This window comes from Streptomyces sp. NRRL S-1813, assembly GCF_000719605.1.
Lineage (GTDB): Bacteria > Actinomycetota > Actinomycetes > Streptomycetales > Streptomycetaceae > Streptomyces > Streptomyces decoyicus.
In genome coordinates this window covers 21,686-47,873 of record NZ_JOHB01000046.1, presented here as the reverse complement: position 1 = coordinate 47,873, position 26,188 = coordinate 21,686, and the positions used below count along the sequence as shown (strand labels likewise).

Annotated in this window: 21 protein-coding genes and 5 pseudogenes; 17 read left to right on the top strand and 9 right to left on the bottom strand. The window is 68.3% G+C overall.

What is annotated here, in order from left to right:
* Positions 1-18: 18 nt before the first annotated feature.
* The 9 genes and pseudogenes from IF67_RS45880 to IF67_RS0135825 all read left to right on the top strand — a co-directional run.
* Positions 19-177: pseudogene (locus IF67_RS45880) on the top strand (ALF repeat-containing protein); the annotation flags it as partial.
* An 856-nt stretch (positions 178-1,033) separates the two neighbouring features.
* Positions 1,034-1,354, top strand: a pseudogene (locus IF67_RS46435) (polymorphic toxin-type HINT domain-containing protein); the annotation flags it as partial.
* Positions 1,355-1,727: 373 nt separating this feature from the next.
* Positions 1,728-1,991 (top strand): Imm32 family immunity protein, encoded by a 264-nt coding sequence (locus IF67_RS42510; RefSeq protein WP_078889836.1) that lies wholly within the window; start codon positions 1,728-1,730, stop codon positions 1,989-1,991.
* 580 nt (positions 1,992-2,571) lie between these two features.
* Positions 2,572-3,426: pseudogene (locus IF67_RS0135850) on the top strand (hypothetical protein).
* Between the two features lie 271 nt (positions 3,427-3,697).
* Positions 3,698-4,258 (top strand): RNA polymerase sigma factor, encoded by a 561-nt coding sequence (locus tag IF67_RS0135845; protein WP_026169289.1) that lies wholly within the window; start codon positions 3,698-3,700, stop codon positions 4,256-4,258.
* Positions 4,255-5,079, top strand: coding sequence for a zf-HC2 domain-containing protein (locus tag IF67_RS0135840; protein ID WP_030992840.1), 825 nt, complete (start codon positions 4,255-4,257; stop codon positions 5,077-5,079). Before IF67_RS0135845 ends, IF67_RS0135840 begins: the two co-directional genes overlap by 4 nt.
* A gap of 32 nt (positions 5,080-5,111) precedes the next feature.
* Complete coding sequence (locus tag IF67_RS0135835) at positions 5,112-5,921, top strand: ABC transporter ATP-binding protein (protein ID WP_030992838.1); 810 nt, start codon at positions 5,112-5,114, stop codon at positions 5,919-5,921.
* On the top strand, positions 5,918-7,315 hold the full coding sequence (locus IF67_RS0135830) for a hypothetical protein (protein WP_030992836.1): 1,398 nt from the start codon (positions 5,918-5,920) through the stop codon (positions 7,313-7,315). The genes IF67_RS0135835 and IF67_RS0135830 overlap by 4 nt, the downstream gene beginning before the upstream one ends.
* Entirely contained in the window at positions 7,312-7,878 is a 567-nt protein-coding gene (locus tag IF67_RS0135825) for a hypothetical protein (protein ID WP_030992834.1), read from the top strand. Before IF67_RS0135830 ends, IF67_RS0135825 begins: the two co-directional genes overlap by 4 nt.
* A gap of 129 nt (positions 7,879-8,007) precedes the next feature.
* On the opposite strand, the pseudogene IF67_RS45505 reads toward IF67_RS0135825, so the two are convergent.
* Positions 8,008-8,199: pseudogene (locus IF67_RS45505) on the bottom strand (DUF1059 domain-containing protein).
* Positions 8,200-8,319: 120 nt separating this feature from the next.
* On the opposite strand from IF67_RS45505, the gene IF67_RS45500 reads away from it, so the two are divergent.
* A complete protein-coding gene (locus IF67_RS45500; RefSeq protein ID WP_030992833.1) occupies positions 8,320-8,661 on the top strand; it encodes a hypothetical protein in 342 nt (113 codons plus the stop codon).
* A gap of 182 nt (positions 8,662-8,843) precedes the next feature.
* Here IF67_RS45500 and IF67_RS0135810 read toward each other — a convergent pair whose 3' ends face one another.
* The 3 genes from IF67_RS0135810 to IF67_RS46430 all read right to left on the bottom strand — a co-directional run bounded on the left by IF67_RS0135810 (position 8,844) and on the right by IF67_RS46430 (position 10,207).
* On the bottom strand, positions 8,844-9,158 hold the full coding sequence (locus IF67_RS0135810) for an RNaseH domain-containing protein (protein WP_199812841.1): 315 nt from the start codon (positions 9,156-9,158) through the stop codon (positions 8,844-8,846).
* Between the two features lie 42 nt (positions 9,159-9,200).
* Positions 9,201-9,839: a hypothetical protein gene (locus IF67_RS0135805; RefSeq protein WP_158713212.1), complete on the bottom strand. Its 639-nt coding sequence runs from the start codon at positions 9,837-9,839 to the stop codon at positions 9,201-9,203.
* Positions 9,840-9,913: 74 nt separating this feature from the next.
* Positions 9,914-10,207 carry a NucA/NucB deoxyribonuclease domain-containing protein gene (locus IF67_RS46430; protein ID WP_107050355.1) on the bottom strand — a complete coding sequence of 98 codons (294 nt, stop codon included), beginning with the start codon at positions 10,205-10,207 and terminating at the stop codon, positions 9,914-9,916.
* Between the two features lie 93 nt (positions 10,208-10,300).
* Between IF67_RS46430 and IF67_RS0135795 the strand changes: the two genes are divergently transcribed.
* Together IF67_RS0135795 and IF67_RS0135790 are read left to right on the top strand one after the other, a co-directional pair.
* Positions 10,301-10,822 (top strand): DMT family transporter, encoded by a 522-nt coding sequence (locus IF67_RS0135795; protein ID WP_107050354.1) that lies wholly within the window; start codon positions 10,301-10,303, stop codon positions 10,820-10,822.
* 1,006 nt (positions 10,823-11,828) lie between these two features.
* A complete protein-coding gene (locus tag IF67_RS0135790) occupies positions 11,829-13,037 on the top strand; it encodes a PP2C family protein-serine/threonine phosphatase (RefSeq protein ID WP_199812843.1) in 1,209 nt (402 codons plus the stop codon).
* A gap of 211 nt (positions 13,038-13,248) precedes the next feature.
* On the opposite strand, the gene IF67_RS0135785 is transcribed toward IF67_RS0135790, so the two are convergent.
* A complete protein-coding gene (locus IF67_RS0135785; protein ID WP_030992843.1) occupies positions 13,249-13,695 on the bottom strand; it encodes a GNAT family N-acetyltransferase in 447 nt (148 codons plus the stop codon).
* A gap of 126 nt (positions 13,696-13,821) precedes the next feature.
* Here IF67_RS0135785 and IF67_RS0135780 point away from each other — a divergent pair, with 126 nt between their 5' ends.
* Positions 13,822-14,778, top strand: coding sequence for a reductase (locus IF67_RS0135780; RefSeq protein ID WP_234341574.1), 957 nt, complete (start codon positions 13,822-13,824; stop codon positions 14,776-14,778).
* A gap of 388 nt (positions 14,779-15,166) precedes the next feature.
* A complete protein-coding gene (locus IF67_RS0135775) occupies positions 15,167-16,666 on the top strand; it encodes an MFS transporter (RefSeq protein WP_051818978.1) in 1,500 nt (499 codons plus the stop codon).
* Between the two features lie 236 nt (positions 16,667-16,902).
* Here the strand turns inward: IF67_RS0135775 and IF67_RS45495 are convergent.
* Positions 16,903-17,001 (bottom strand): annotated as a pseudogene (locus IF67_RS45495) (GNAT family N-acetyltransferase); the annotation flags it as partial.
* A 440-nt stretch (positions 17,002-17,441) separates the two neighbouring features.
* Here IF67_RS45495 and IF67_RS39865 point away from each other — a divergent pair.
* Positions 17,442-18,665: a dolichyl-phosphate beta-glucosyltransferase gene (locus IF67_RS39865; protein WP_420708738.1), complete on the top strand. Its 1,224-nt coding sequence runs from the start codon at positions 17,442-17,444 to the stop codon at positions 18,663-18,665.
* Between the two features lie 538 nt (positions 18,666-19,203).
* Here IF67_RS39865 and IF67_RS0135755 read toward each other — a convergent pair.
* Positions 19,204-20,928, bottom strand: coding sequence for a styrene monooxygenase/indole monooxygenase family protein (locus tag IF67_RS0135755; RefSeq protein ID WP_030992823.1), 1,725 nt, complete (start codon positions 20,926-20,928; stop codon positions 19,204-19,206).
* A gap of 75 nt (positions 20,929-21,003) precedes the next feature.
* A complete protein-coding gene (locus IF67_RS0135750) occupies positions 21,004-22,224 on the bottom strand; it encodes a styrene monooxygenase/indole monooxygenase family protein (protein WP_030992820.1) in 1,221 nt (406 codons plus the stop codon).
* Between the two features lie 527 nt (positions 22,225-22,751).
* Here IF67_RS0135750 and IF67_RS0135745 point away from each other — a divergent pair.
* A complete protein-coding gene (locus tag IF67_RS0135745; RefSeq protein WP_030992819.1) occupies positions 22,752-23,732 on the top strand; it encodes an AraC family transcriptional regulator in 981 nt (326 codons plus the stop codon).
* A gap of 70 nt (positions 23,733-23,802) precedes the next feature.
* Here the strand turns inward: IF67_RS0135745 and IF67_RS0135740 are convergent, their stop codons facing one another.
* Positions 23,803-24,681 (bottom strand): hypothetical protein, encoded by an 879-nt coding sequence (locus IF67_RS0135740; protein ID WP_234341572.1) that lies wholly within the window; start codon positions 24,679-24,681, stop codon positions 23,803-23,805.
* Positions 24,682-24,840: 159 nt separating this feature from the next.
* Between IF67_RS0135740 and IF67_RS0135735 the strand changes: the two genes are divergently transcribed.
* The gene (locus IF67_RS0135735; protein ID WP_037840262.1) at positions 24,841-26,001 is read left to right on the top strand and encodes an IS701 family transposase; all 1,161 of its coding nucleotides are present in this window, start codon (positions 24,841-24,843) and stop codon (positions 25,999-26,001) included.
* Positions 26,002-26,188: the final 187 nt, after the last annotated feature.

Here is a 26,188-nt window from a genome sequence, read left to right as displayed (position 1 = left end):
GCCAACGGCAAGGGCAAGGTGCTCGCTGCGTTCGTCAGCAACGGCCAGTATGCGGCGCTGAACTCCGACGAGCAGGTCATCGCCTCCAAGCTCGTCAACAACGGCGGTCCGGAGATGAAGGCCGCGGCCAAAATCGCCCTGGCCGATTCCGCCGATCAGCTGCACGACTTCGTCCAGGTCGGCCAGTACATGTCCGACCGCAAGGACAAACTCGCCAGCACCCACAGCGCCCAGATGCAACGCCTGATCGCCGAAGCCTCCGGCGTAGCGGCTAAAGCCCGGCTCAACAGCTGGAAGGCGGCACAAGCCGCCGCCAAGGCCGACGATGCCAAGGATGACGCCGCCAAGGCCGCGGACGGGGCGAAGAAGTCCGCCAACCTCGCCAAACAGTACGCCGCCGACGCCGACAAGGCCGCCACCAGCGCAGAAGGCAGCGCAGCCCAGGCAGCCAACTCCGCCAAGACCGCACGCACCGCAGCCAACGCCGCCGACCGAGACGCCGCCGACGCCGAATCCTCCGCAGCCCAAGCGGAGTTCTCCGCCAACTACGCGCGCAATTCGGCCTCCCTCGCCACTTCGGCAGCCGATGACGCCCGTGCCGCCGCACTCGACGCCGGAAAGAGCGCCAAGGAAGCCAACACCCTCGCCACCCAGGCATGGACGGAGGTGAAGAAGAAGCGCGAGAGCGAGGTCGCCGAAGCACGCCGCAAGGCCGAAGAAGCCCGCAAGGAACAGGAGAAGCAGAAGGCCAAGAAGCCACACTGCGTCTCTCACACCCGTAACGAAATAGCAGGGCTCCTGCCCTGCGTCCTCGCCGGCGGCGACGTCACTCCCGTCATCGACCCCACCCTGACCGCCGTGGTATGGGAAATCACCGGCCTCAACGATCTCAGGGAGTGCATCAAAAACCCCAACTTCGGAGCCTGCACCGCCTTCGCCATCTCCGTCCTCCCCATCGGCAAGGTCAAGCTCCTCAAGAAGCTCGGCGAAGGCATAGAAGACATCGCCGAAGGCTCAAGGGTTGCGAAGGAAGCGCACGGTCACCGACCTCATCGTCACGGAACACGACAAACACTTCAACGAACTCACCATCGCCACCCCCAAGGGCAACCGCCACCTCACCGCCACCAACGAGCATCCTTTCTGGTCGCCCTCGAGGAACGCATGGACCGAAGCTGCCCTCTTGCGTCCTGGCATGACGCTGAGAACCGTCGACGGCAGCGCGGTCACAGTCAAGGGCAACCGCCCCTTCAGCCAGAACGCCAGAACGTACAACCTGACGGTCGACAACCTGCACACGTACTATGTACTCGCTGGGGAGACGCCGGTACTCGTTCACAACAGCAACTGCCCTTGGACTTCTTACCGGAAATTCGATAACGATGGCCATCCGGTGGACGGAACTCAAATTCCAACGAACGAAGCCCTCGAGGCGGCGCAGAGGTGGATCGGTCCCGGCTATTCCGAGCCCGTGAAGGGTAGTGGGCGATATGTCTCAAAGGACGGTACGCGCGTTGCCAGGCTGGGCGAACGGGATATCACGGGACAGCACGGCGGTGGTCCGCACATGAATTTTGAGCGATTGGCGCCGAATCCCAATAAGCCTGGCAAGTCGATGATTGTCGAAAATCGGCACGTCTATCTCGAATAGGGCCTGTGTGTGGGGAGTCGCTTGATGAGACATCAACGGCTCCCCGCTGCGTTACCAAAGGAAGGTGACAGTAGTAATGGATCTTGTGATTAGTGTTCCAGATTATCGAGTTGGCGAAGGGCTGCAATTCTCCTGGGACGATGGTTTTGAAATTGAATTGGAGGTCGGGTCGACGGAGGTGGTCCTTAAAGCGAACCGCGCCGGATTGACTTCACTGGCACGTCACCTGTTGACCCTTGCTCAGCAAGGAGTTCATGAAGGTTCTCATATTCATCTGACAGCGGATCAAGAGATCGAATCTCAAATCGATCTCGTTCTTGAGCGTGTGGAGAAGGGCTGATCCTCTTGTGCCCGGCAGGCCGTTGACGGCAGCGGGTGACGCAAAGATCGACGGTCCGTTCGCCGAGCATGGTGCGGTGCTCACGTGCGGTGGAGCCGAGCGTGGGTGCCGTGTTCGGCGTCGTCCCAAACGACGGAATGGACTCCGAAGCGCACGCTCCAGGGTGGTCGGCGTTGTCCGCGCTCGGCCGGCGGGTGAGCTGTTCAGAATTTCACTACTGGTTCAGGGGCGGTCCGCTTGTGCGGGCCGCCCTTGCTCCTGGCTGCCGCCCCGCTGGCGACGGTCCCGGTCCACCGGTCCGGCGAGTACGAGTCGGCGTGCACATGCATCAGCGCTGTTTCGTTTGGCGCCAGATATTCCGATGGTCCCGGTAGAGCTCCCGCAGGGCACCGGACGGTCTCTCAGGCCAGGCAATTTTCATCTGCCGCTCGCCCCAGCAGAAGGCCAGATGGCTGCGGAAGGGTACGTCCTCAAGGCTTTTAGCAGCGCGTTCGATGCGCTATCTGCCGCGGGGCACGCTAGGCGCTCTCCTCCACGGGAAGCGGGGCCGCTCCGCACCTCAACATGGCACATTGTGGCTATGGCTTCTTCCCCTTCTGCTGTCGATCTGCGTGCCGAACCGGTCGACGAGGTGCTCGACAGGGTCGAGCGGTCTTTGGACGTTCGTTTGGAGCGGGGGAGCGGGGGAGCGTGGTGCGCAAGCGTCGCTCGGTCGGCGCGCACGGACCGCGGGACTTGGGTGCGGTTGGAGCGTCGGCCTTTGGCGCGGGTCGACGGCCAGGGGTGGAACGGCACGGAGGCTGCGGCAGCGCTGGAGGGCGTCGCTATGCCGCGGTGGCTGGCCGGCGTCGCGTGGCGGGACGCGTCAGGCGAGGCTATGTGGCGGGCGGATGAGACGAACCTGCTTCCCGGCGCCCCAGTAAAGCCCGGAGGAACCCTCACCGTCGATCCGCAGCTCCCCGGGGCCTGGTGGGGGCAGCTGAACAGGTCCCTGGACGCCCTGGCCGGCCAGACCACCACCCGTATCGCGACGCCGGACACCGTCACCATCACTCAGGGCCGGGTCACACAGGAGATCACTTCGACCTTTGGCGACCTCGGCACCACCCTCGCGGACTGGCGGCCGGCCCACACGGACCTGAACTGGGCGAACGTGACGGGCCCTACGTTTTGCCTGTTCGACTGGGAGGACTGGGGCATGGCACCCAGGGGCCTGGACGCTGCCTCGCTATGGGGGAATTCTCTGGCGGCCCCCGGCCTTGCAGAACGGGTGTGGCGGGAGCGCCGCGAGGACTTGGAAAGTAGGGACGGGCTGCTGATGGCGCTGTTCTACTGCACGAAGGTCGTCGGCCGCTGGGCCGACGAGGCTGATCCCAAGCTTGCGCCAGCCCGGATCGCGGCTGAACGGATCGTGGGCGAACTTCAGGCCCATTGACGACGTGAGTGGTCGCGCAGCAGCTTTCGGTACTGGCGCACTGTCGCCTCGTTGGCATTGAGGTGCAGTGCGTCGACCAGCTCACGCAGGTGTTCTGCATCGTCCGAGCCCACCGCGACCATGGCGACGGGGGGGCAGGAGGTAGGCGGCGCGGAACGCGGCCTGCACCCGCGAGGCTCCGCGGTGCTCAGGCTGCAGGAACATACGGGCGTTTGTGACTCAGTTCACAGTAGATCCAGAACCTGCGCGCCGCACCGGGCGTCTGGCTGGTGTGAGATCACGCAGGAGAGCACTGGACGAACTGGACGAGGAACGCCTTGTCCGGCTGGTGGCCAGAGGTGACCGCGGGGCGTTCGACGAGTTGTACCGGCGCACCTCGCCGTGGCTGGCGGTGCGGTTACGCCGCCGCTGCGCGGACGAGCAGATCGTCGCCGAGGTCATGCAGGAGACCTATCTGGCGGTGTGGCGCGCGGCCGGCGCGTTCGCCGGGAGCGCGGTCGGCGGGACGGCCGTCGGGTGGCTGTGGACGATCGCGGCGCGTCGCCTCGTCGACGCGTTCCGGCGCCGTGCCCACCACGCCGAACCGCCGGTCGCCGCCGCCGAACGGGCGGTGGTGCCCGCGGCGGAGGAAGAGGCACTCGCCGGGACCGTCGGCGGCGACGTCGGCGACGCCCTGCGGCGGCTGGCGCCGGAACTCCGAGAAGTGCTACGGGCCACCGTGCTCGACGGGCTCTCCATCCGGGAGACCGCCGTCCTGCTCAGACTGCCCGAAGGCACGGTCAAGACCCGCGCCCGCCGGGCCCGGATCGCGATGCGGGAGGCGCTGACATGAGCGGGGAACACGCGTCGAGGCAGTTGATCGACGACTACGCACGTGGTGACGCGACGATGGCCGCGGACACGGTATGGGCGATGGAGGCCCATCTGGAGACCTGCGCGTTGTGCCGGAGCCACCTGGCGGCCTGTGTGGCCACCGAGGCGCCCGGCATCGCCGCGCTCGTCGACACCGTCCGGGCCGGTCTGGAACCGCAGTTGGACGCGGCCGTCAGGGCGCCCTCGCGGCGACACCGCCCGAGGCGGGTCGCTGCCTGGCTGGCGCCGGTCATGGCCCCGTGGTTGGTCATGACCGTCCTCGTCACCCTGATGGCGCTGCTGTTGGACGCAGTGACGCGGCCCATGTTCCTCGGCGGCGTCTCTCCCGTGGTGGCGATCGCACCCGTGCTGCCGCTGTGCGGTGTCGCCGCATCGTGGTCGCGCGGCCTGGACCCGGCGCACGAACTGACGGCCTCGACCGCCCGAGCCGGCCTGCCCCTGCTCCTCCGGCGCACCGCGGCGGTTCTCGTGGTGGTCCTGCCCGCGCTCGTGGTGGAGGGATGGCTGACCGGAACGATGTCGGCCGCGCAGTGGCTGCTGCCCTCCCTGGCCTTCACCTCCACCGCCCTGGCGCTGGGCAGCGTGGTCGGCGTGACCCGCGCCGCCACCGGGCTGGTGGGCGCCTGGGGCGTCGTCGTGGTACTCGCGTGGGCCACCGACCACGGCCCCGTGGACCTGGAGCGTGTCCTACAGCCGGACCAACTGCCCGCGTGGGGGCTGTTCTTGGCACTCGGCATCGGCGCCGTGATCGCCCGCAGAAACGCGTACTCAACGCTGTGAAACCATCGTCGACCCTCGCAAGGGACTACCGCATGACGCCCACCACGAGCGCGGCCGACACCGCGCCGAAAACCTACGCCTGGCAGATCCGGGCCAGTGGCCTGAGAGTACGCGTCGGACGGAAGAAGATGGCCGTCGACGGGCTCGACCTCTCCCTGGGCATCGGCACCCACGGCCTCCTGGGGCCCAACGGCGCGGGAAAGACCACCCTGATCCGGGCGCTGGCCACCGTGCTGCGCCCCACCGAGGGCGAACTGGAGATGCTCGGCACCTCCCTGGGCAGGATGGTCGACCACCGGGCCCTGCGTCGCCGGATCGGCTACCTGCCGCAGGACTTCGGCTACTACAAGCGCTTCACGGTGCGCGAGTTCGTCGAGTACATGGCCTGGTTGAAGGAGGTCCCGAAGGCGGACGTCCCTGCGGCCGTCCAGCGGGCCGTGGAACGGGTGGGCCTGGCGGACCGCGCCGACCATCGGATGAAGACCCTGTCCGGCGGCATGGTGCGGCGGGCCGGCATCGCCCAGGCCATCGTCAACGACCCCGCGGTGCTGCTGCTGGACGAGCCGACGGCCGGCCTGGACCCGGCGCAGCGACTGCGCTTTCGCGAGCTGCTCCAGGAACTGGGCCGCGACACCTGTGTGGTCGTCTCCACCCACCTGGTCGAGGACGTCGCGGCCGCCTGCTCCGACGTGGTGCTCTTCGCCGACGGCCGCCTCGTCTTCCAGGGCACGCCGGAGGACCTGGCCGCGGCGGGCAGCACCGATTTCCCGGGCGACAGCCCCCTGGAGCGCGGCTACTCGGCGCTGCTCCGCAACTCCGGGCAGCGGGGAGGCGCCTGGTGACCGGACGTGTTCTGCGCATCGAGCTGAAGCGCTCCGTCGCCCCGTGGCCCGGCATCGTCGTCCTGGGCGGCAGCCTTGCGATCTTCTGTCTGTACGACGGGCTCTGGTGGAGGGGCACCGCGGGGTGGACGGCCCAGTGGACCTCCATGGCCCTGTGGACCCGGTCCCTGCTGACCTTCTTGTGGCCGCTCGCGGTGGGCACGGGAGCGGTGTACGGGCTGCGCGAGCCCCGCTTGCGGATGGCCGAACTGCTGACGACCGTGCCGCGACCGGCCTGGCGCCGTGCGGCGCTGCCGGCCGGTGCGATGGCGCTCGCGCTGGCGTCGGGCTTCGGCCTCCTGGTCCTCGTGGGCGGGGTCCAGGTGGCCCTCGGCCGGACCACCTACACGCCGCTCGATTGGCTGCCGATCTCACTCGTGGCGGCGCTGGCCCTCGTCGCGGGGGCCGTGTTCGGCATGGGCGTCGCGCGAGCCCTGCCCTCCGTGCTCACCCCGCCGGGCCTGGTCTTGTTCTTCCTCATGCTGACGGCCCTTCTACAGCAGAACAGTGACGAGACACTGCCGTCGAGCATCGCGCCGAACCGGCTCGCCCAGCTGCTCCCGGTGACCGCGGAGCCGCGGGAGATGCTGCTGACCCTGTCCGGCTCCGTACACCTCGGTCAGACGCTCTGGCTGCTCGGCCTGCTCGCCACCGGCTTCGCACTGCTGTCGACCGTGACCCGCCGGGCCCGGCTGCTCGCGGTGATCCCCGTCCTGGCCGGTGCGGCCCTGGCCCTGCTGGTCCTCCCGGCCGCTGCACGCGACACCTACGTCGTCGACAAGGCCGCCGCCGCCCTGGTCTGCGACGGACAGGTGTGCGTGACGCAGGCAAACCGCTCACGCCTGCCCGAGCTCGCACGGCGCGGCAAGGAGGCGCTGCGCGTGCTGCACGAGGTCCTGGGCGACAAGGCGCCGAACGCGGTGCGGGAGGACACCAGGCTGCGCGCGATCGCCGACAAACGCGAACCCTCCGGCGACGTGGTGCTGGTCGACTTCGACGACCGGCTGCTCGCCGATGCGACAGGTGAGAAACTGACCCGCGCGCTGATCGCCCAGGGTCTGGCACCCAGCTGCTACGGGAACAATGACCGGGAGGGCGGGGGGCAAGGCAACCTCCCTGTCCAGAGCGTAGCCGTGAGCTGGGCCCTGCACGATTCCCGGCTCCAACCGCTGGCGGAGAGGGACAGCGACGCGTACTTGCGCACGATCTGGCCGGACGCTGACGTCGCCTGGCAGAGGCTGACGGCGCTGTCACCGGCCGAGCAGCGCTCGCGGATCGCCGAACTGCACACCGCCGGCCTCTCCTGCGCGGCGGACAACCAGCTTGCGGTGCTGGCGGGGAAGGCGACGCGATGAGGTGGCTGATCCTGCACGCCCGTTCACGGCAGGTGCCCGCCTCGGCCGCCGCGGTCGCGCTCGTCGCGCTGGCGGTGTGGGCCCTCCACCGCCCAGGACCGGTGGATCAGGCGATGGCGGCCCTGGTCCTCACCGCGAACGTGGCGGCAGCTTCCGTCGGGCTCGGCGGGTGGGACGTCGTGCTGGAGAGGACGGCCGCGATCCGGTGGATGCCCCGCCGAGCGGCGCACGTGCTGCTGGCCGGCGCGTGCGCCGGTGCGGCGCTGCTGACGGTCCAGGCGGCGGGAGTGAAGCTCGCCCCCGCCGAGGTCGTCGTCCGGGACAGCGCGGGCCTGGTCGGCCTGGCCGCGCTCGGGGCGGCGCTGTGCGGGGCACAGTTCGCATGGACCCTGCCGACCGGCTGGCTCGCGTTCACCCTCTTCGGACCGCCTCCGGGCGGCACCGCGGGAGACGTGGTCATGTGGATGATCTATTCCCCCGCCACGACGGCGTCCACCGGGACCGCGTGGGCCCTGTTCGCGAGCGGCACCGTGGTGTACGCCATCGCAGGACCAAGACGGTAACGGACACGCCCCGCGTCGAGCGCTTCAGCCGGCGAAGCTCGCCGACTGAAGCGCTCAGTCACCGCGACGACGCCCGGGCACCGCGCAACCGCCGCCCCGGGTCAGGGGCGGCGGGTCCGTGCCCGTGCCTCAGGGGTGCTGCGGAATCTCGTCCTTCAGTGCCGCCCTGATCTGCTCCCGCAGCTCCGGGCTGTCCGTGTGGCCGTGGGACGGAGACGGCGTGCTCGCTGGCGGCGCGGACCACTTCCTCCTCCTCGCCGGCGATGACGAGGTGCAGTTCATCTCGCTCGGGTAGTCCCGGCAGTCGACCTTCTTCCGCATGGTGCACCTCCTCCTCTCCCAGTGTCGGCCGGTCGCCGCCCCCGGTCGTATACGGCGAATCCGGTATGGCGCGCGGGGTGGCCGGACTGCTGCAGTGAGAGGGGCGAGGAGGTGAGGGCCATGGCGACATCCGCCGAGGTCACCTCGGGCGCGGCCCCGGGCCAGGACCGGGTGCAGGAGTTCCTGGAGAGAGTGATCATCGACGCCGGTGCCGCGGTCGCGGGTCTGTGCACCTCGCTCGGCGACCGGCTGGGCCTGTACACGGCCATGGCCGGTGCCGGTCCGCTGGTCGCATGCACCCTCGCCGTCCTTGCCCACACGCCGACCAGACAGCCCCAAGGCGCTGCGCTCCGTGTGCTCGGCGAGGCCATCCTCGGCTTGGCGAAAGCGCCTCCCGAGAAGTCTTCCACCTGGTCGGATCCGAGTTCCAAGCTGCGTAATAGGGGCATCCGTGAGGCCTGACGGCATAGTGGACCGGGATTTCCTGGTTTTCGTACGATCCTCGGTCCCAGGCGCACGGCCCCACCCCTGCGACCTTTCAGCTCGATAGATCACCGCTGATGCAACAGGCCGGACGGCGTAGCTGGGCACGCCGGGCAGTCCCTCTATACGGAACGCACCTGCTGACAGCCGGAGTCGGGGTTCTACATGTGGTCCTGTGTTTCGTCGGGCTCGGGCGTGACGGTGGGCTCGATGCTGGGGCCGCGGTACTCGGGGTGGGCGCGGTCCATGGCGTCGGCAACATGCAGCGGGAACGGGTGGCGGGTGCGCGCGTCCCAGGCCAGGGACTGGTGGCACAACTGGGCGGCGAGAGCGGCGAGGTGTTGTGGGTCCCTCTCTCCGGCGTGGGGGACGGCGTTCTGGGCGGCGGTGGAGCTGTGCCAGTCCTTGCGTTGAAGGAGGAACGCAGGTGCCCGCCGGCCGGGCGTAAGGGCTGCTGTCGGCCCCGGGATGTCCAAGGTCGACAATGCGGTCGGTGGACAGCGAGCCAGGAATTCTCGTCAAGGAAACCGTAGGAGAACGGCGCGGGACTCGTGGTTCAGTCGTCCTGCAAGTGACCGCAGAAGTCGTGCTCGTACGTCGGCCCTCCGGTCGCTTTCGGCTGCGTCGTCCGGCTCCGGGGTCGCGTGTGAAATGTCGTCGGGTGTTGCGTCGGCGTTGGCCAGCAGTGCCTCGTCGATCATCTTGCTGGAGCGGAGGACGACAGAGTCCGCCGGCTCTTGCGGCCAGACAGCAATGAGGTAGTCCTCGACAGGCTCTTCGCTGACCCCGTCCGGGTTGATCGAACGCCCCGATGCGTGGACGCACATTCGATACCAGCCCGGTCCTTGGGGGTTGAGCGCGAGAAGGTCATCGGGCGTGATGTCGTAACCGGAGTTGATGCGCAGATCGCCGGCAACCGACCGCACGCTGACCTCTACGATCTCTTCCCAGTCGGCCGCCTCAACGGACGGTGCGGCATCGAGGCACTGAGCCTTCACACGCACATGGCCGGTGTTGGTGCCGGTGAGGATCCACGCTCCGTGGTCCATCGGAGCGGCGAGGCCGGTCGACCATCGAACCGTTTCCATGGGCACCTGGGCGTCGTCCGAGATGCCGAAGATGCCTTCATTGACGAACATGACAGACGATGTGGTCACGTGTATGAGGCTACCCGGGAGCAGGAACGGAGGAGGCACTACGGAGAATCCCGCAGCGCCCCCTCCATGAGCGGTCAGTCGCCGATCAACACCCGGTAGGGATCTCCGTCCAGCATCCGCTCGGCCTTGTAGAAGCTGCTGTTCATGCCGCCCTGGTAGTTCTGATCGGAAACACTGATCATGCAGGCGCTTGCCCCCTTCGCCCCCGTGCGTGAGGGCACTGTGGGTATGGAGCACCCCGGGAAGGTACGACACTGACCGCCGGCGGACAGGCCCTCCTTCGACGTGGCCACGGGGTACTCGTCACAGCTCTTCCCCTGAGGCCGTGACTCGTCCCTGGGACAGGCCAGGTCTCGGTTGCGTTTCATGGTGGCCGCGTTCGTCGTCCGGGGCAGGGGACTTTTGAAGGTAGCTCCCGGCAGACCGGAGCCCAGGCCACGGCAGGGGCATCCGCGGCCGCCATGCTGCTCGGCGTGGGCCTCGGCTTCGTCGCCGCCACCACGTACGCCCTCTACGCCTGGGCCGCGCACCGTCTCATCACCGGCGGGGTTCCCTCCCGTGCGGCGATGGGCGCCGTCTTCGGGCTCGGTGGCCTGCTCCTGCTGCCGGTCCTCCTGGCCACCGGAGCCCCGCTCGTCGGCTCGTGGCCGAACGCGGCCGTCGCGACCTACATGGCGGTGGTCCCAATGTTCGCGGGCTACGCCCTGTTCGGCTGGGGACTCGCACACCTGCCCGCCAGCACCGCCACTACCCTGTCTCTGCTCGAACCGGCCGTCGCGGCCGTACTCGCCGTCCTCGTCGTCGGTGAACGCCTCCCGGCCGCCGGTTGGACCGGCATCACCCTCGTCGTCGCATGCCTCGCCGTTCTCACGAGTCCCTGGCCCACCACCCGCCGCCGAAAGCAGCAGGCCCGGGGCCCAGAGACGGCAGACGAATCCAACGACGCGATGCAGGGTCATCTGGTGCGTCCCGGAGCTGCCTAGAGCTCTCAGCCGGGCCAACTCGAACGCTCACGGGCCAACATGGCGCTCAACTGGCTGGAAGGGAGTCGCGCCGACGGAGGAATCGATGTCATGACGGTGCGCTCTGAGCGCTGGCCGGCCGCGTTCAGCTTGGCGAGCAGGACCTGTTGCGGCCGGTCGATGACGCCTGCTTTCTGCCACCGGTCCAGGCGGCGCCAGCAGGTCTGTCCCGATCCGAATGTCAGCCCCGCCGCACAGGACAGGAGTTGCCGGGCTATGTCGTTGTACAGGACGATACGGGATGCCCTGGAGGTCTAGCCGGTCCGCCACCGGCTGTGGCCCCGGCGATCGCTCCAGCCGTGGCGGCAACAACAGCTCGGTCGGCGCCCACAACTTATCGTCCACGATCCACGGTCGATTTCCCGCACCATCACGAACGGCCGAATCGTCACACCGGGCATGGTCAACCAGGACGTTTCAGCAAGATCGTGTTACGAGCTCATAGGAGCTGTGCTAAGCGAGCCTGGAGGCCGCGGCCCAGGCCGCGGGGTACGGCGGCACGCTTGTCGGCGCCTACCTGAACCACTCCCGACCCGAACAGACCACGGCGAGCGGTGTTCCTGGCCGCGCTCTGGGGGAGGCGGAACACAGGGATGTTTTCGGCAGAGTGAATGAGAGCCACTCGGACAGTGAGATCGGGACCTACTGTTTGGGCATCGAAGTTGAGAGCCGCCTGTCCCAACCGGGTGCGACATGCCGCTTTTGGCGTAATGGGCTCGTTGGGCTGGCCGGGCGCGTCACTCTGTGCGGGTTGATCACGGTCGGTCAGGAACCCGTGTGTACAGATCGCGTAGGTGGCTCTTCGCGCGGATGTGCAAGGTGAGCCGGGTCGGCACCAAGCCCCCGAGGCCCAAGGCCGCCGCCTGGTGAGCGGTCCCTTGGAGGGACCGCCCCGTAGGCGAAACCGGCTCTGCTGTGGCGAAAGGGAGCGGCTGTGGCGGACGGTGGGCGCTGGCCTGACAAGGCCATGGTGGATCGGTCGGAAGGGTTCGGCGAGCGGCTGCTCGGGGTGCTGCTGGACCGGGCGCACGAGATGCCGCCGCAGCTGATCGCCCCGCTGATCGCGGAAGAGGTGGCCAGAGTCGGTGGCCACGACGTCTCGATCCTCCTGCAGGACTACGGCCAGCGGGTGCTGGTGCCGCTGCCGGGTAGGCGGCTGACCGTCGGCGAGCCCGAGCCGATCGGTGACTCGCACGCCGGCACGGCTTTCCTCTACGCGACCCCTGTGGAGGTACCGCAGGCCGACGGCGTCCGGATGTACCTGCCGTTGCTGGACGGCAGCGACCAGGTGGGAGTGATGGCCCTCACCCTGGCCACCGCCGATGACGATGACCGGCGGCTGCTACGCAGACTCGCCGGCCTGGTCGCCGACATGCTGGTCACCAAGCACAGCTACACCGACCGGTTCTTCCTCGCCCGGCGCCGCGAACCGATGAGCGTGGCCGCGGAAATCCAGTGGTCTCTGCTGCCGCCAGTGGCGATGTCCACCCCGCAGGTCGCGGTGGCCGGAATCCTCGAACCCGCCTACAACGTCGCCGGAGACAGCTTCGACTACGCCCTCAACGACGACATCCTGCACGTGGCGACCATCGACGCGATGGGCCACGGCCTGGACGCCGCCACCATGGCGACCGTCGCCATCGGCGCTTACCGTCATGCCAGACGCGCCGACATCGGCCTGTCCGAGATCTACGCCTTCATGGACCAGGCCATCTCCGACCAGTTCGGACCCGACCACTTCGTCACCGCGCAGATGATGCGCCTGAACGTCGCAACCGGCCACCTGCAACGGGTCAATGCGGGCCACCCGGCACCGCTGCTGATCCGCGACCACCAGGTCGTCCGGCAACTGGAGAGTGCGACCACCTTGCCGGTCGGCTTCGGCGGTGAACAGCCCCGGATCAGTGAGCAGACCCTTCAGCGCGGCGACCGGGTGCTGTGCTTCACCGACGGCCTGATCGAGGAGCACGAAGCCGGCGGGGAGCAGTTCGGCGTGGAGCAACTCATCGACTGGGTCAACAGCATCGAGCGCGCCGAGAAGGGAGTGCGGGCGGTGGTGCGCTCTCTCTCCCACGCCTTGATGGAGGAACGGGGCGGCACAACCAGCGACGACGCAACTCTCTTCCTCATCGAGTGGCGCGGGGGCGGAGCCGACCACCTCGCCATCCTGGACTGAGCCGAAGCTCAAGACACTTCGCCCCGCCGCAGCCGAGCGCCGCACCACAATTGAACGAAGTCCACGGCACGCACCTCCCGCTTCCCAGCCACGGCGTTCTTCTCACCACGGACCGCCATTGGCACTCCCTGACCGAGGCCACACGTGACGCCGGGCCCCTCACGATCCATGCCAGTCCGGGACGTGTCCGGAGCAACGGGCTCCGGACACGTCAGGACCGGGAGAGGCGCAAGTCGATCCAGGGGATGCTGTCGCCGGGCAGCAGGTATCGCTCGGTTTCGACGAACCCGTGCTTGCGTGCGAACCGCAGACCGTCCTCGTTGGAGGACAGGACGACAGTCTCGATCACTTCGGCGCCGAGTTCCTGCGCCCGTTTGCGCCCGCGCGCATAGAGTTCCTCGCCAAAGCCCTGACCACGGTGAGCGGCGAGTACTCGGGCGATCACCGTGGCCGTCTGGGTTTCGTCCGTAGGCGGGCGCACCGTGCTGCACCCGATGAGGACGTCACCGACATACGCGACCTCCAAGTGGTGGCGCTGTGCACGTTCCCCCACCTCATCCAGCGAAAGGAGGTGGGTAGGGATGATCACGTTGTGGACCTGCTGCCAGTCCTTGAGGGTGGCGTCGCCGTCCGGCTGCTGGATACGAAGATCAGACATCGCAGCAGGAGACCCGAGTCCACCTCGGACGTCAACTCTGTTTGCCACGCCAGACTCACCCAGGAACTCACCTCCGCCGTCGAGCAGTACGCCCCGGCCGGCGAACGCCTCACCGAACTGCGCCGGATCACCGAGGAACTGTTCACCCACGCCGACACCCACGCCAGTTGCGACCCTGCCCGCGGACACCACGACCCTCCGCCGGGTGCGTTCTCCGTGCGGGGGGATCGCCTTCGCGCGGGCGGCACGGTCGGCCTGGAACGGGGGAAGTCGGACGTCGTCGTCGACACCTGGGCCGGCGCGCCGTCCGCCGTGCGGGACGCTGCCCGGCTGTTGGCCGACCGGACGGAACGTTACGTCTATGTCTCCAGCCGCTCGGTCTACCGTCACCCGGCGCCCGCCGGACTCTCCGAGATAAGCCCCGTGGTCGACGACGCCTCGCCGGACGACGGTGAGGTCGGGTACCCGCAGGCCAAACGGGGCTGGGAGCTGGCGGTGGAGGACGTGTTCGGGGACCGGTCCCTGCTGGTGCGTGCCGGACTGATCCTCGGCCCACGGGAAAACGTGGGACGGCTGCCGTGGTGGCTGTCGCGGATCGCACGCGGCGGGCCGGTGCCGGCGCCCGGTCCCTGGCACCTGCCGTTGCAGTACATCGACGCCCGCGACCTCGCCGGCTGGACCCTGGACGCCGCCAAACGCGGACTCGACGGCCCCTACAACCTGGTGAGCCCGCCGGGACACACCAGGTCGTGCGAGCTGCTGGAGGCCTGCGTGCGTGTCACCGGTGCCCGTGCCGAACTGCTCTGGGCCGACCCGGACGCGGTGCTCGCCGCCGACATCCAGCCGTGGACCGAGCTGCCCATCTGGCTGCCGCCAGGGGAAAGCCACCGGGCCCTGCACCAACCGGACGTCTCCAGAGCCGTCGCCACCGGGCTGCGGTGCCGCCCGGTAACCGAAACGGTGGCCGACACCTGGACGTGGATGCGGGACCGGGGCGGCCGGGTGCCCCAGCGCCCCGGCCACTCCCCGGTCGGGCTCCCCCCGGAGAAGGAGGCGCGGCTACTGCGGGTTCTCGGCCGGTGACCACACCACCGGAGGCCTCCCCGTGCCACCTGGACGGGGAGGCCTCCGGCTCAGCGGGCCGGCGACGGCCGGGGCAGCCCTGGCGCCAGGCCGCCGCCATGACCGCAGATCGTGCCACCACGCCCATGATCAGGTGATGATGGCTCGGTTTCGCCGTCACGATCAATCATGCTTACCCGTGGTGAATGGCCCTGCTGCTGTACGACGGTAACTCCAGGTTTTGGGGCTCTGGCAGCCAGCATGCCTGATTCCGGTGCTGGTTTTCCTCCCCTTGGCCGGAAAACCGCAGGGGCCTATCTGATCGGATGAGTAGTCGTATTTATGCACGTAATGTCTGGTCTGTCGTGTGCACGGACACTGGGTCGTGACTCCGTCGAAAGGAGCCCCCGTGGGACCGAGTAGGCGACCACCAGGCACGGCGGCGTCAGCCGGCCGGCTGGATCCGAGCCGTTGGCGGGCCTTGTGGGTCACGCTGGTGGCGGGCTTCATGATCCTGCTCGATGTGACGATCGTCGCGGTCGCGCTGCCCTCGATGCAAAGGGATCTGGGCGCCTCCCCGGCCGCAGTGCAATGGGTGGTGTCCGGGTATGCGCTGACGTTCGCGCTTGCGCTGGTGCCGGCCGGGCGTCTTGGCGATGCGATCGGCCGACGCCGGATTTTCCTCGGAGCGCTCGCGGCCTTCGTCTTGTGCAGCATCGCAGCGGGGGCGGCCCCGACGATCACCCTGCTCGTCATCGCCCGCATGGCGCAAGGAATCGCCGCAGGCTGCCTTGCTCCGCAGAATTCTGCGCTGATCCAACAGATGTTCAGTGGAGCCGAGCGTGCTCGTGCCTTCGGCTTGTTCGGCGCCACCGTCGGGATTTCCAGTGTGGTCGGTCCGATCACCGGAGGCCTCATTCTCGCCCTGGCCACCGGGCCCCAGGGCTGGCGCTGGATCTTCTTTGTCAACTTTCCCGTCGGTGCTGTGGCACTTGTACTCGGCTACCGGCTGCTGCCCCGTGTCGCCCCGGGTAAGAGGGGACACCTCGATCTGTCGGGGGTTGCTCTGATCGGGTGCGGTGTCCTGGCGGTTCTGCTGCCGTTGGTCCAAGCCGACTCCGGCGGTGTGCGCCGTCTGTGGTGGCTCTTCCCAGTAGGGGCACTGCTGCTGGTCGGCTTCGGGAAGTGGGAGCGCCGAGTCGCAGCCCAAGACGGCGAACCGCTGCTGCATCCACGGTTGATTACCGGAACCCGCGGCTATGCGACCGGTGCCAGCCTGGCGACGCTCTACTTCATGGGATTCAGTGGTGTGTGGATCGTGTTCGCGCTGTTCTTCCAAAACGGCCTGGGCTATTCGCCGCTGCAGTCCGGACTGGCCGTGACACCGTTCGCGGTGGGCTCCGCGGGAGCGGCCGTCGTAGCCGGACGGCTAGTGGAGCGGATGGGCAGGCTGCTGACCGTGCTCGGCCTGGTCGGCGTCGTTGTCGGGCTCGCCGCAGCGGCGCTGCTGCTCAGGTTCGCCCCGTCATCGGTCGCCGTCTGGGCCGCTGTCCCCGCCCTCCTCGTGGGCGGTATCGGCAGTGGCTTCGTCATCTCCCCGAATGTGACGATGACGCTGCGGGATGTTCAGGTGCGGATGGCGGGCGCCGCCGGCGGTGCGTTGCAGACCGGACAGCGACTGGGCGGGGCAGTGGGGACGGCCGCGCTGCCCGGCACGTACTACCTGGTACTGGCCTCAAGCGGGGACGAATACCGGCTGGCCGTGGCAGCGTCCGTCGGCGTCGGCATCGCCGCCATCTTGTCGGCGTTGGTCATCGCGCTGATCGAGTGGCGTCACGACCGCGGCGCAACAGTGGCTCCGTGCCCGCCCGAAGTCGCCCACGGTCACTGTCATTCCACCCAAAGCTGAGACTGGTCGGACTCCGACCCGAATGGCGACACGCCCAAGTGCACGGACGGTACCTGGTCCTACGGCAAGCACTCCTCCTGCTCCCTCCACCACAGCGTGACGACGGGCTATCCCTCCCACACGGTCCTTGAGGTCTCTCGAGTACGGGCGTGCCGCGTCATGCACGGGCAGGGCGAATTGGGAGCGGAGGAGCCGCTCCGCACCCACAGCTTCTCGCACGGGTCGTGGGACGGGACCTACGCGAGTTCCTTCCGCATCAACGTGCACGTGGTGTTGTAGCGGCGCAACGATCCATCAGGGGCTTGCTCGTCCCACGAGTCCGGCTGACGGCCGTAGATGGCTCACACAGGACGCAAAGCCGGTTCCTCAGCCCGCGATCCTGGCTCACTGGCCACCGCTCCGGTAGCAATCAGAGGAGCCTTGCTGAAAGCGAAGGAAGCCTGACGTGTGAGGCCACCGCGAAAGCCGGCAGTTGCGCGCTCGCTTCCACGGAGACCACGCGGTGACCGAGCGGCTCGCCGCTGCGCAACAGTGGCTGGCGATCGATGAGGAGGCGGACACCCGGGAGACTCAACAACGCCAGCCAGTACGGGTAGTCAGGGCCGCCCGTCAGGTCGAGGGGCTCAGACCCGATGGGGCTGGTGCTCGTTCTCCGGGCAGCCACGCGATGTTCGAGCTCAGCACGCGTCGGCTGCTTCGGTGAGGGGACAGGCACCGTGAGGGTATGTGACGCAGGGCATACAACCCGCGGGCGGTCCGGTGTGGTCCCCGATGCGTGTTGCACTCTTCTTCCCTCCCTGCCGCCACCGGCGTGCCGGCGCCCGGCACCGTCGATCTGACGGTCGTGGTGCCCGCGTACAACGAGGAGCACCGGCTGCCTCGGACCCTCGATGCGATCTGCCGCTATCTGCGCTCCTCGCCCGGTCGGCATGCCGGCTGGGAGCTGATCGTTGTCGACGACGGCTCAACGGACGCCACCGCGGCCGCTGTCCGCGAGGCGGCGGCGGCCGAGCCGCGGATCCGGCTGGTGGGGTCGCCGCCGGACCCTGGACTGCCTGCCTCGCACGTGCGTAACCACGGCAAGGGCCACGCGGTGCGCCTGGGTGTGCTCGCCTCGCGAGGCGGCCGGGTGCTGGTGACCGACGCCGATCTGGCTCCCCCCATCGAGGAGGTGGCGCTGCTGCACGATCAGCTCGACGTGGGTTACGCCGCCGCGATCGGATCCCGCGCGCAGGGGGGCGCCCGCGTCGAGGTGTGCCAGCATCCGCTGCGGAAGTTGCTCGGCCGGGTGGGCAACCAGGTGATACGGGCGGTCGCCGTGCCCGGTGTCCGGGATACACAGTGTGGCTTCAAGCTCTTCGACGGCGACGAGGCACGCGCGGTCTTCGGGCGTTCGCGGGTCGACGGCTGGGGCATCGACGTGGAGATTCTGCGGATGTTCCACGAGGCGAAGTGGCCGGTGGCCGAGGTGCCGGTGCGCTGGGCGCACCAGGGGGGCCAAGGTGCGTGCGCTGGACTACGCCGGAGTGTCCTGGAACTGGTGCGGCTGCGGGTGCGAAGTGCCCTGCGAAGGATGCGGCCCGCCGACCGGGTCGTGGTGCTCGGCTATCTGCTGGTGTTCCTGTGGCTTTTCAAGGGGCTGTGGGCCGACGTTGACCGGAGCTACCTGGCCGACAGCGGGCAGGACCAGAACCAGTGGGAGTGGTTCTTCGCGGTCACCGCGCACCATGTCTTCGGGCTGCACGACCCGTTCTTCACCATCCTGCAGAACCATCCGCTGGGTGTGAACCTGATGGCGAACACCGCCATGCTCGGACTGTCCGTACCGCTGGCGCCCGTCACCGCGCTCTTCGGACCCGCCGTGACCTGGGCACTGGTACTGACCGGCGGCCTGACCGCGACCGCGGCCGCCTGGTACTGGCTGCTCCTCAGGCGATTCGTACGGTCGCGCCGGGCAGCCGCGCTCGGCGGGGCCTGTGCGCTTTCGCACCGCCGATGATCTCGCACGCCAACGCGCATCCGAACTTCGCGGTGCTGTTCATGATGCCGCTGATCATCGACCGGCTGCTGAGGCTGTGCGGGGCGCGTGGCCATCACGGTGGCGGCCATGACAGCGGCGGCACGCCTGGCCGCCGTACCGTCCGGGACGGTGTGGTCCTCGGCCTCCTCCTGACGTACCAGATCTTCCTCGGTGAGGAGGCGCTGCTGCCAGACGCTGCTCGCCGCGGCAGCGATATGCAGGGGAGGCTGATCCGCAGCCGCGCGAGGTTGCGCACCACTGAGCCCGGTTATCCGCTTGCCGGGCGCTCGAACGGTCTCGATCGAGCTCACCTTGCTCGTGACGAACTTACCTGGCCGGGACATAGGCGGTCTGGGGCGTGGCACAGCGTCACGATCGATGCTCCGGGCGCGGACGCCGTCGCGCTCGGGGCGCCAGTGCGCTGCGGCGGTGGTTCAGGGGAAGCCTGGTGTCATAGGACAGCCTCGGGAAGTCTCTCTCCACCGCGCAGAAGAACGGAACGGATCCGCATGCGCGTTCACAGATCTGGATGCTTCGTCGCCACGTGGTAGTACCCCGAGTGAAACACCAGGGGGGTACCGCCATCGGCCTCGTACTGTTCCACCTCACCGAGGAAGATGACGTGGTCGCCGGCGTCCAGGCGTTGGACGGTGCGGCATTGGAAGCGGGCGACCGCGCCGTCCAGGAGAGGGGTGCCGGCGATGCCGGGGGTGGTGGGGGTACCGCGGAATTTGTCGTCGGCCGGGGTGGCGAACTGGCGGGAGAGGTGGTGCTGGTCGGCGGCCAGTATGTGGACGGCGAAGTGCGAGGCGTCGGTGAAGTCCGGGAGGCTCGGGCTGTTTTTGCCGGGGCACCACAGGACGAGGGGCGGGTTCAACGAGACGGAGGTGAAGGAGTTCGCGGTCATGCCGACGTTGCGGCCGTCGGGGGCGCGGGCCGTCACCACGGTCACGCCGGTGGCGTACTGGCCCAGCGCACGGCGCAGTTCGCGGCCGTCGAAGCGGGCGGCGTGCTGGGCGCGCTTCTCGGCGAGGAAGCGGCGCGCCTCGGCCTCCTCGAACCACCAGCGGTAGAGGGTGCGCGGGTCGTCGAATCCGGCGGCGAGGGCGTCGGCGACAGCGGGGAGTTCGGCTGCCGCTGTCAGGAGGTCGTGGTGGTGGGGACTCAGGTCGGTCAGGAGAGAGTTGGTCCAGCCGACGGCCCATTGAGCCCAGCCGAGCCAGAAGCTGTCGAAGGTGCGCTGCATCCACTGCGGGGTGAATTCGGCGGTGCCGTGGCGGAGGATGCTGTCGAGGTAGTGGGCCGCGGCCTGGGCCGCGTTGTTCGAGCCCTGGCCGGTGATCGGATCGTTGAGGACGACGGCGTCGGCCATGCCGAGGACGTGCCGGCCGGAGGCCAGGCGGGCGACGGGGTGCCGGACGGTCGGCGTGATCCGTCCGCGCAACACGCCGCCGTTGTCGGTGAGCAGGGCGTGCCGGCAGCGTTCGTATTCGTCGGGGAAGAACCGGTGGAGGACTTCCAGTGAGCGGGTGAGGTGGCCTTCAGGCGTGCGGATGTCGTCCCAGCAGTCCATCGGGCCGCCGGGGACGCCTTCGAAGACCATGATGTCGCAGGGTCCGGTGGCGGTGAGGGCCGGGAAGGAGAAGTATTCGCCGACGCCGGGGACCAGGCGGTAGTGGACGGCGCCCTCCCCCTCGCGCGGTGCCGCTCCCGTGACGTACGTCAGGGCCAGCGCACGGCGCGGCCCGTCGTACGGGGAGAGTTCGGAGTTGCGCGGGAAGAGTTGGCTCAGCTCGCCCTTGCCCGTGGAGACCACGACGAGATCGTGCGTACGGGCGTACCATTCGAGGTCGTTGACGCCCGCCTCGTGCAGCACGATCTCACCGTCGTCGCCGTCCGCGAACTGCTCGATCCAGGCAGCACACTTGACCCGTTGATCGACGGAGTGGGCAGGGCCCTCCAGCGGCGCGCGCCAGGAGACGTTCGGAGTGCCGTGCGGACCGATGAGAGAGAATGCGATGCCGGAGATGTCCGGGGCCTGGCCCTCCCAGTGATGCAGTCCGAGTTCGCGCTCGCTCTGCAGCGCGGTGTCGAACATGCACTGGCTGGACATGACCGGGCCGCGACGTATCTCGTCGGGGTCGCGGTCGGTGACCAAGGTGACGTCATAACCGTGTGCCTGGAGTCCCAGGGCGAGTTGGGCACCCGCCTGCCCGGCTCCCAATACCGCGATCCTTCTCATGTCCCGCTGTCCCGATCTCGTTACGTGGTATCGCTGACGTAGCGCCAATTGGGTTGTCTAGGTCCTGACGGGCACTCAGGCGCTCGTCTCCGTCAGGTAGTTCTTCGCGGCGACCGGGTCCAGGAACCAGTGGTGCAAGTCGCGCGGGTCGTCAAAGCCGTTGACGAAGCGGGCGGCGATACGGGGGTTGGCGCTTGCCGCGCCGAAGATCTCCAGGACGTGCTGCGGCGGGGCGCCGAGCATCGCGTTGGTCCAGGTTGTGGCGGACTGTGCGTTGTCCCAGAAGCGGCCGAAGGCCAGCTCCATGAACGCGGCGTCGTACGGGCGCTCGCCGTGGTCCAGGATGGTGGCGAGGTAAGAGGCCGCGCACTTTGAAGCGTTGTTGGACCCCTGACCGGTGATCGGGTCGTTGAGGACGACGACGTCGGCGAGGCCGAGCACCTGCGCGCCGGAGGGCAGTGTGGCGACGGGCTTGCGGACGGTCGGCGCGAAGCGGCCCGCGAGGGTGCCGTTCTGGTCGGTGAGCGTGACATCGGTGCAGCGCTCGGCCTCCCACGGAACGTACGTCCGCAGCAGTTCCTGGAACTTCGCCAGCTGCTGGTGGGGGGTGAGCCCGTCGAAGCAGTCGAGCGGGCCGCCCGGGATGCCCTCGAAGAACATGATGTCGCAGGGGCCGCTGGTGGTGAGGCTGGGCATGGTGAAGTACTCACCCACACCGGGGATGACGTTGAAGCTGACGCCGGGGCGGTCGGGCAGCTCTGCCATGCCGGTGACGTACGCCAGAGCCAGGGCGCGCTGCGGAGCGTCGTACGGGGAACGCATGGCGTCCCGCTCGAACAGCCCGGCGATCTCGCCCTTGCCGGCCGCGACGATTACCAGGTCGGACTCGGCGGCGTAGCGCTCCAGGTCCTCGATGCCGGCCTCGCAGAGCTCCAGACGGCCGCCGCGGCGCGCGAACTCGCCCATCCAGAGTGGCATCTTGACGCGCTGGTCGATGGAACGGGCGGTGGCCTCAAGGCGGGCGTCGAAGGAGAGCGCCCGGCCGCCCTGGCCGTCGGCGATGTTCACGCCGAGCCCGGCGATCGGCGGGCAGGCGTCGCCCCAGAAATCGAGGCCGAGGTTGCGCTCGTGGGCCAGCGCGGTGCCGAACATGGCCTGGCTGGACATGACCCGGCCCTCGCGGATCTGGTCTCCGGTGCGGTTGGACACGAGGGTGACGTCGAAGCCGTGGCTGAGCAGGCCGATACCGAGCTGGAGGCCCGCCTGGCCGGCTCCGATGATGGTGATCTTGCGCATGAGGGGGATCTCCGGGGGTTGGAGTGTGCGGTTTCTTGAGCGGTGCCGTGCAGTGCCGTGCGCTGTGCAGCGCTTCGGCACGTGGCGGCGTCAACGAGTGGGCGGCGGTTGTGTGGAATGCGGCTGCCCGCCGGAGGGGGGCTGGCGGGCAGCCGCGGGAGGCCGCGTCACCCGTAGGGCCGGGGGATGGGCCCCGGGTAACCCGGCCGGCTAAAGGGGCCCGGCCGAATCGGCGGGCCGGGGCAGCAGAGGCAAGGGTGCCGCGACGTGCGGGGGTACGGTCTTGGCGGCCCTCGCCGCGCCGGTCGCACGTAATACGCGCAGCGCGCAGGCGACGGGCTGTCCGCTGGGCATGACTCCGCCTCTGACGAGCGCAGTCCGGCCCGGCACTCCCTGCATTGTTGATTCCCAGGATTCTCTCGGGGCCGCGGCGGTCAGGGATCAATCTTGGTATGGCAAGATCACCTGCGCTATCCGGATCACGCGGGTTGCTGTCCCGATCGCGCATCTCGGCGGTGGAGGTTCCTATGCCCGCTGAAGAGTCCCCTCTCGCAAATCACCAGTGGTTCCATACAACGGACATTTGGGAGGCGCGGGCCGAGGTCGGCCGCGCCTTCTGTCCGCATGACCTGCGCATCATGCGTCGCTCGGCGACGCTCGACGCCCGGCTGCACGGCGCACCCTTCGATCGGACAGGTCTCTATTACCTCGATTACGGAACGGAAGTCCGGATCACACCGGGCGATCTGGAGAGCTTTTTCCTGGTCCAGATCCCGCTCGCCGGTTACGCCGAAATCACCTGCGGCCGCGAGGAGATCATTTCCTCCCCGGAACTCGCTTCTGTCCCCTCTCCGACCGGAAAGTTGGACATGCGCTGGGGTGACGGCAATCCGCAGCTGATCGTGTGGTTCGACCGATCGTCGCTGGAATCGCACCTGGGCAGCTTGCTCGGCCGCACCGTGCGCCGCCCGCTCCTCTTCTCGCTCGGCATGAACCTCACCACACCGGGCTCCCGATCCTGGCTCAACATCGTCGACCTCATGCGCCGGGAGGCGGAGGGGCCTGGTGGCATGACAAGCCAGCCCGTTGTGACAAAACAGCTTGAATCACTCCTCATGACCCAGCTGCTGATGGCTCAGCCCAACAACTACACATCGGCGCTGCTCGGTGAGCAGCCGCGCGTCGCACCGCCCGCGGTCCGCCGCGCCATGGAGGTCATCGAGGGACACGCCGCTGAGCCGCTCACGGTCGCGGAGATCGCGGAATGCGTCGGCGTCGGCGTACGGGCCCTTCAGGAAGGCTTCCGCCGGCACCTCGGCACGACACCGCTCGCGTACCTGCGCGAGGTCCGCCTGGACCGCGTACGCAAGGAACTCCTGGCCTCCGACCCGGGTGCCGCGACCGTCACCGCCGTCGCCTCCCGCTGGGGCTTCCTGCACCCGGGCCGTTTCTCACTCGCGTACCGCCAACAGTTCGGGGAGTCACCTTCGGAGACATTGCGGCCATAGGGCGAAATCGGTCGTTCGACCGCCCTGTCGATCAGCGGGCGGCAGGCAGAACGATGCAGGCCGTGGATGATCACCATGCGCATCGGCTTTGACCCCGCTGCCAAGCGGCGGCGTCGTAGCAGGCACCATGAATCCGGGAACCGGGCGTACGCTGCCTCCCCTTCGTGCCGGTGCGCACTCGCCGACCTGGGGGGCATGGCATCAAGTCGAGAAATTCCCAGTGCGCCCGGGGTTGCGCGCCGCTGAGCCATTTCCCGCAGTTCTGAAGGACCGTGGGGCTTGAGGTGATGTGCTGGGTACCTGTGCCGAGATCACGCAGAAACCGGTCGATCGGCCCGCGCCGGATCGCCGCTGTCCCCGCCGATGGGTGCACCGTCTGACCCACGTCCTGCACGGTCCACGTCGCGTGGTTGAGCGCCAGCCTGAGCAGAGTGTCCTGCTCGGTACTCGTCAACTCACCTGTATCCAGGGTGTCTTCAATACCTCGCCATACCTCCATCGCCCACGCCCGTGCCGAACGAAGTTTGGCTTCGGCGGTTGCGTACGCCGCGTGGAACTGCGCGGTGTCGACGGCGGCGTTACGTGTGCCGGATTTGGCCGCGGCGACCAACTTCAGTTCATCGAGCAGGCGCCGCCCGACACCGAGCGCCCACCCGGTGTGTCCGATTGCGGACATGTTGACCAACCCGAGGCGGTAGATCGCGCCGCCGTTGGCCGGGTTCGTCGTCGTGGCGAGATACGTGTGCGTTGCCGGGACAAACACATCGGCGCAGTGGTAATCAATACTGTGCGTCGCACGCAGCCCGAGCACATCCCAATAGTCGACGAGTTCCACCTGCGACTTCGGCATCGCCAGCACCCGCAGCTCCCCGGTGCCCTCTACCTGGATCGCACTGTGGAAATGGGGGGCGTGCGCCATACCGGAGGCGAACTGCCAACTGCCGCTCACCAGATAGCCACCCTCCACCGGGACGGCCCGGCCGGGCCGGAGTCAGCGGAGTTGGGATCAGCCTTCTGGCAACGTGCCGCACGGAGGAAGAAGTGGGGACTGCTAGTACTGCAACGGTGCTTGCCGTGACTGCTGGCCAGCTCGTTCGTTGGTGTGGTTATGGGTGGGGACCTTGCTGAAGTCAGGTTGTGGGCCGGCGAGCTGGACGTAGTGCATGAGCGGTTCGTGCACCGGTTCAACCGGGAGGAGCCGCGTCAGTCGGCGCTGGCCTATATGCGGGGGCTGGTTGCGCCGCTGGAGCGGAAGAACGGCTGGACGCTGGCGGAGGAGGCCGGTCACGCGGGCCCCGATCGCATCCACCGGCTGCTGAACCGGATCGAGTGGGATTCCGACGAGGTCCTGGACGACGTACGCGACTACGTGGTGGAACACCTCGGAGACCGGGACGCCGTCCTGATCGTCGATGACACCGGGTTTCTGAAGAAGGGCATCCGCTCGGCCGGCGTGCAAAGGCAGTACTCCGGAACCGCCGGCCGCACCGAGAACAGCCAGATCGGTGTGTTCCTCGCCTACGCCACCGGCCGTGGACGCACGCTGATCGACCGCCGTCTGTATCTGCCCACCTCCTGGACGGATGACCGGGACCGCTGCCGCCGGGCCGGCATCGATGACAGCGTCGCCTTCGAGACGAAGGTGGCCATGGCCAAGGCGATGGTCCGCCGGGCCGTCGCCGACAAGGTCCCGTTCAGCTGGGTGACGGCGGACGCCGCTTACGGCTACAGCAAGGGCTGGCGGTTCGAGCTTGAGCAGGCGGACGTCTTCCACGTCATGGCCACCACCCGGCACGACACCGTCGTCACCCGCTGGTCCATCGATCACCCCGTCCACGACCTGTTTCCCGGCCTGCCGCGGCAGAAATGGAAGCGCCGTTCTTGCGGTGAAGGAGCCCATGGCCGGCGGATCTTCGACTGGGCACGCGTCGAAGTGAGGCCCTGGCACCGTGAGGACCGCCGGCACTGGGTTCTTGCCCGCCGCAGCGTCAGCAGGCCCGAGGAGATCTCCTACTACATCGCCTACTGTCCCGCCGACACAACGCTGGACGAGCTGATCCGCATCGCGGGCAGCCGATGGGCAGTCGAGGAATGCTTCCAGACCGCTAAGCAGGAATGCGGCCTGGACGACTACCAGGTCCGCCGCTACCCCGGCTGGCACCGCCACATGACCTTGGCCATGGCCGCCCACGCCTGCCTGACCGTCCTGCGGGCCCGACAGCTGGACACGGACAAAGCAGAAACGGATCCTCCCAGCTCATCCACCTAAGCCTCGCCGAAATCCGACGCCTGATCCACCGCCCTACCGACCGCCGGCCAGCACCGATCGAGCACATCCTGCACTGGTCAACATGGCGCCGACGACGCCAATATCAGGCCCGCCTGAGTCACTACAAACAACGCGGACACAGCCCCTGAAAACTGCCCGGCACTCAGAACAAGCACCGTTGCAGTAC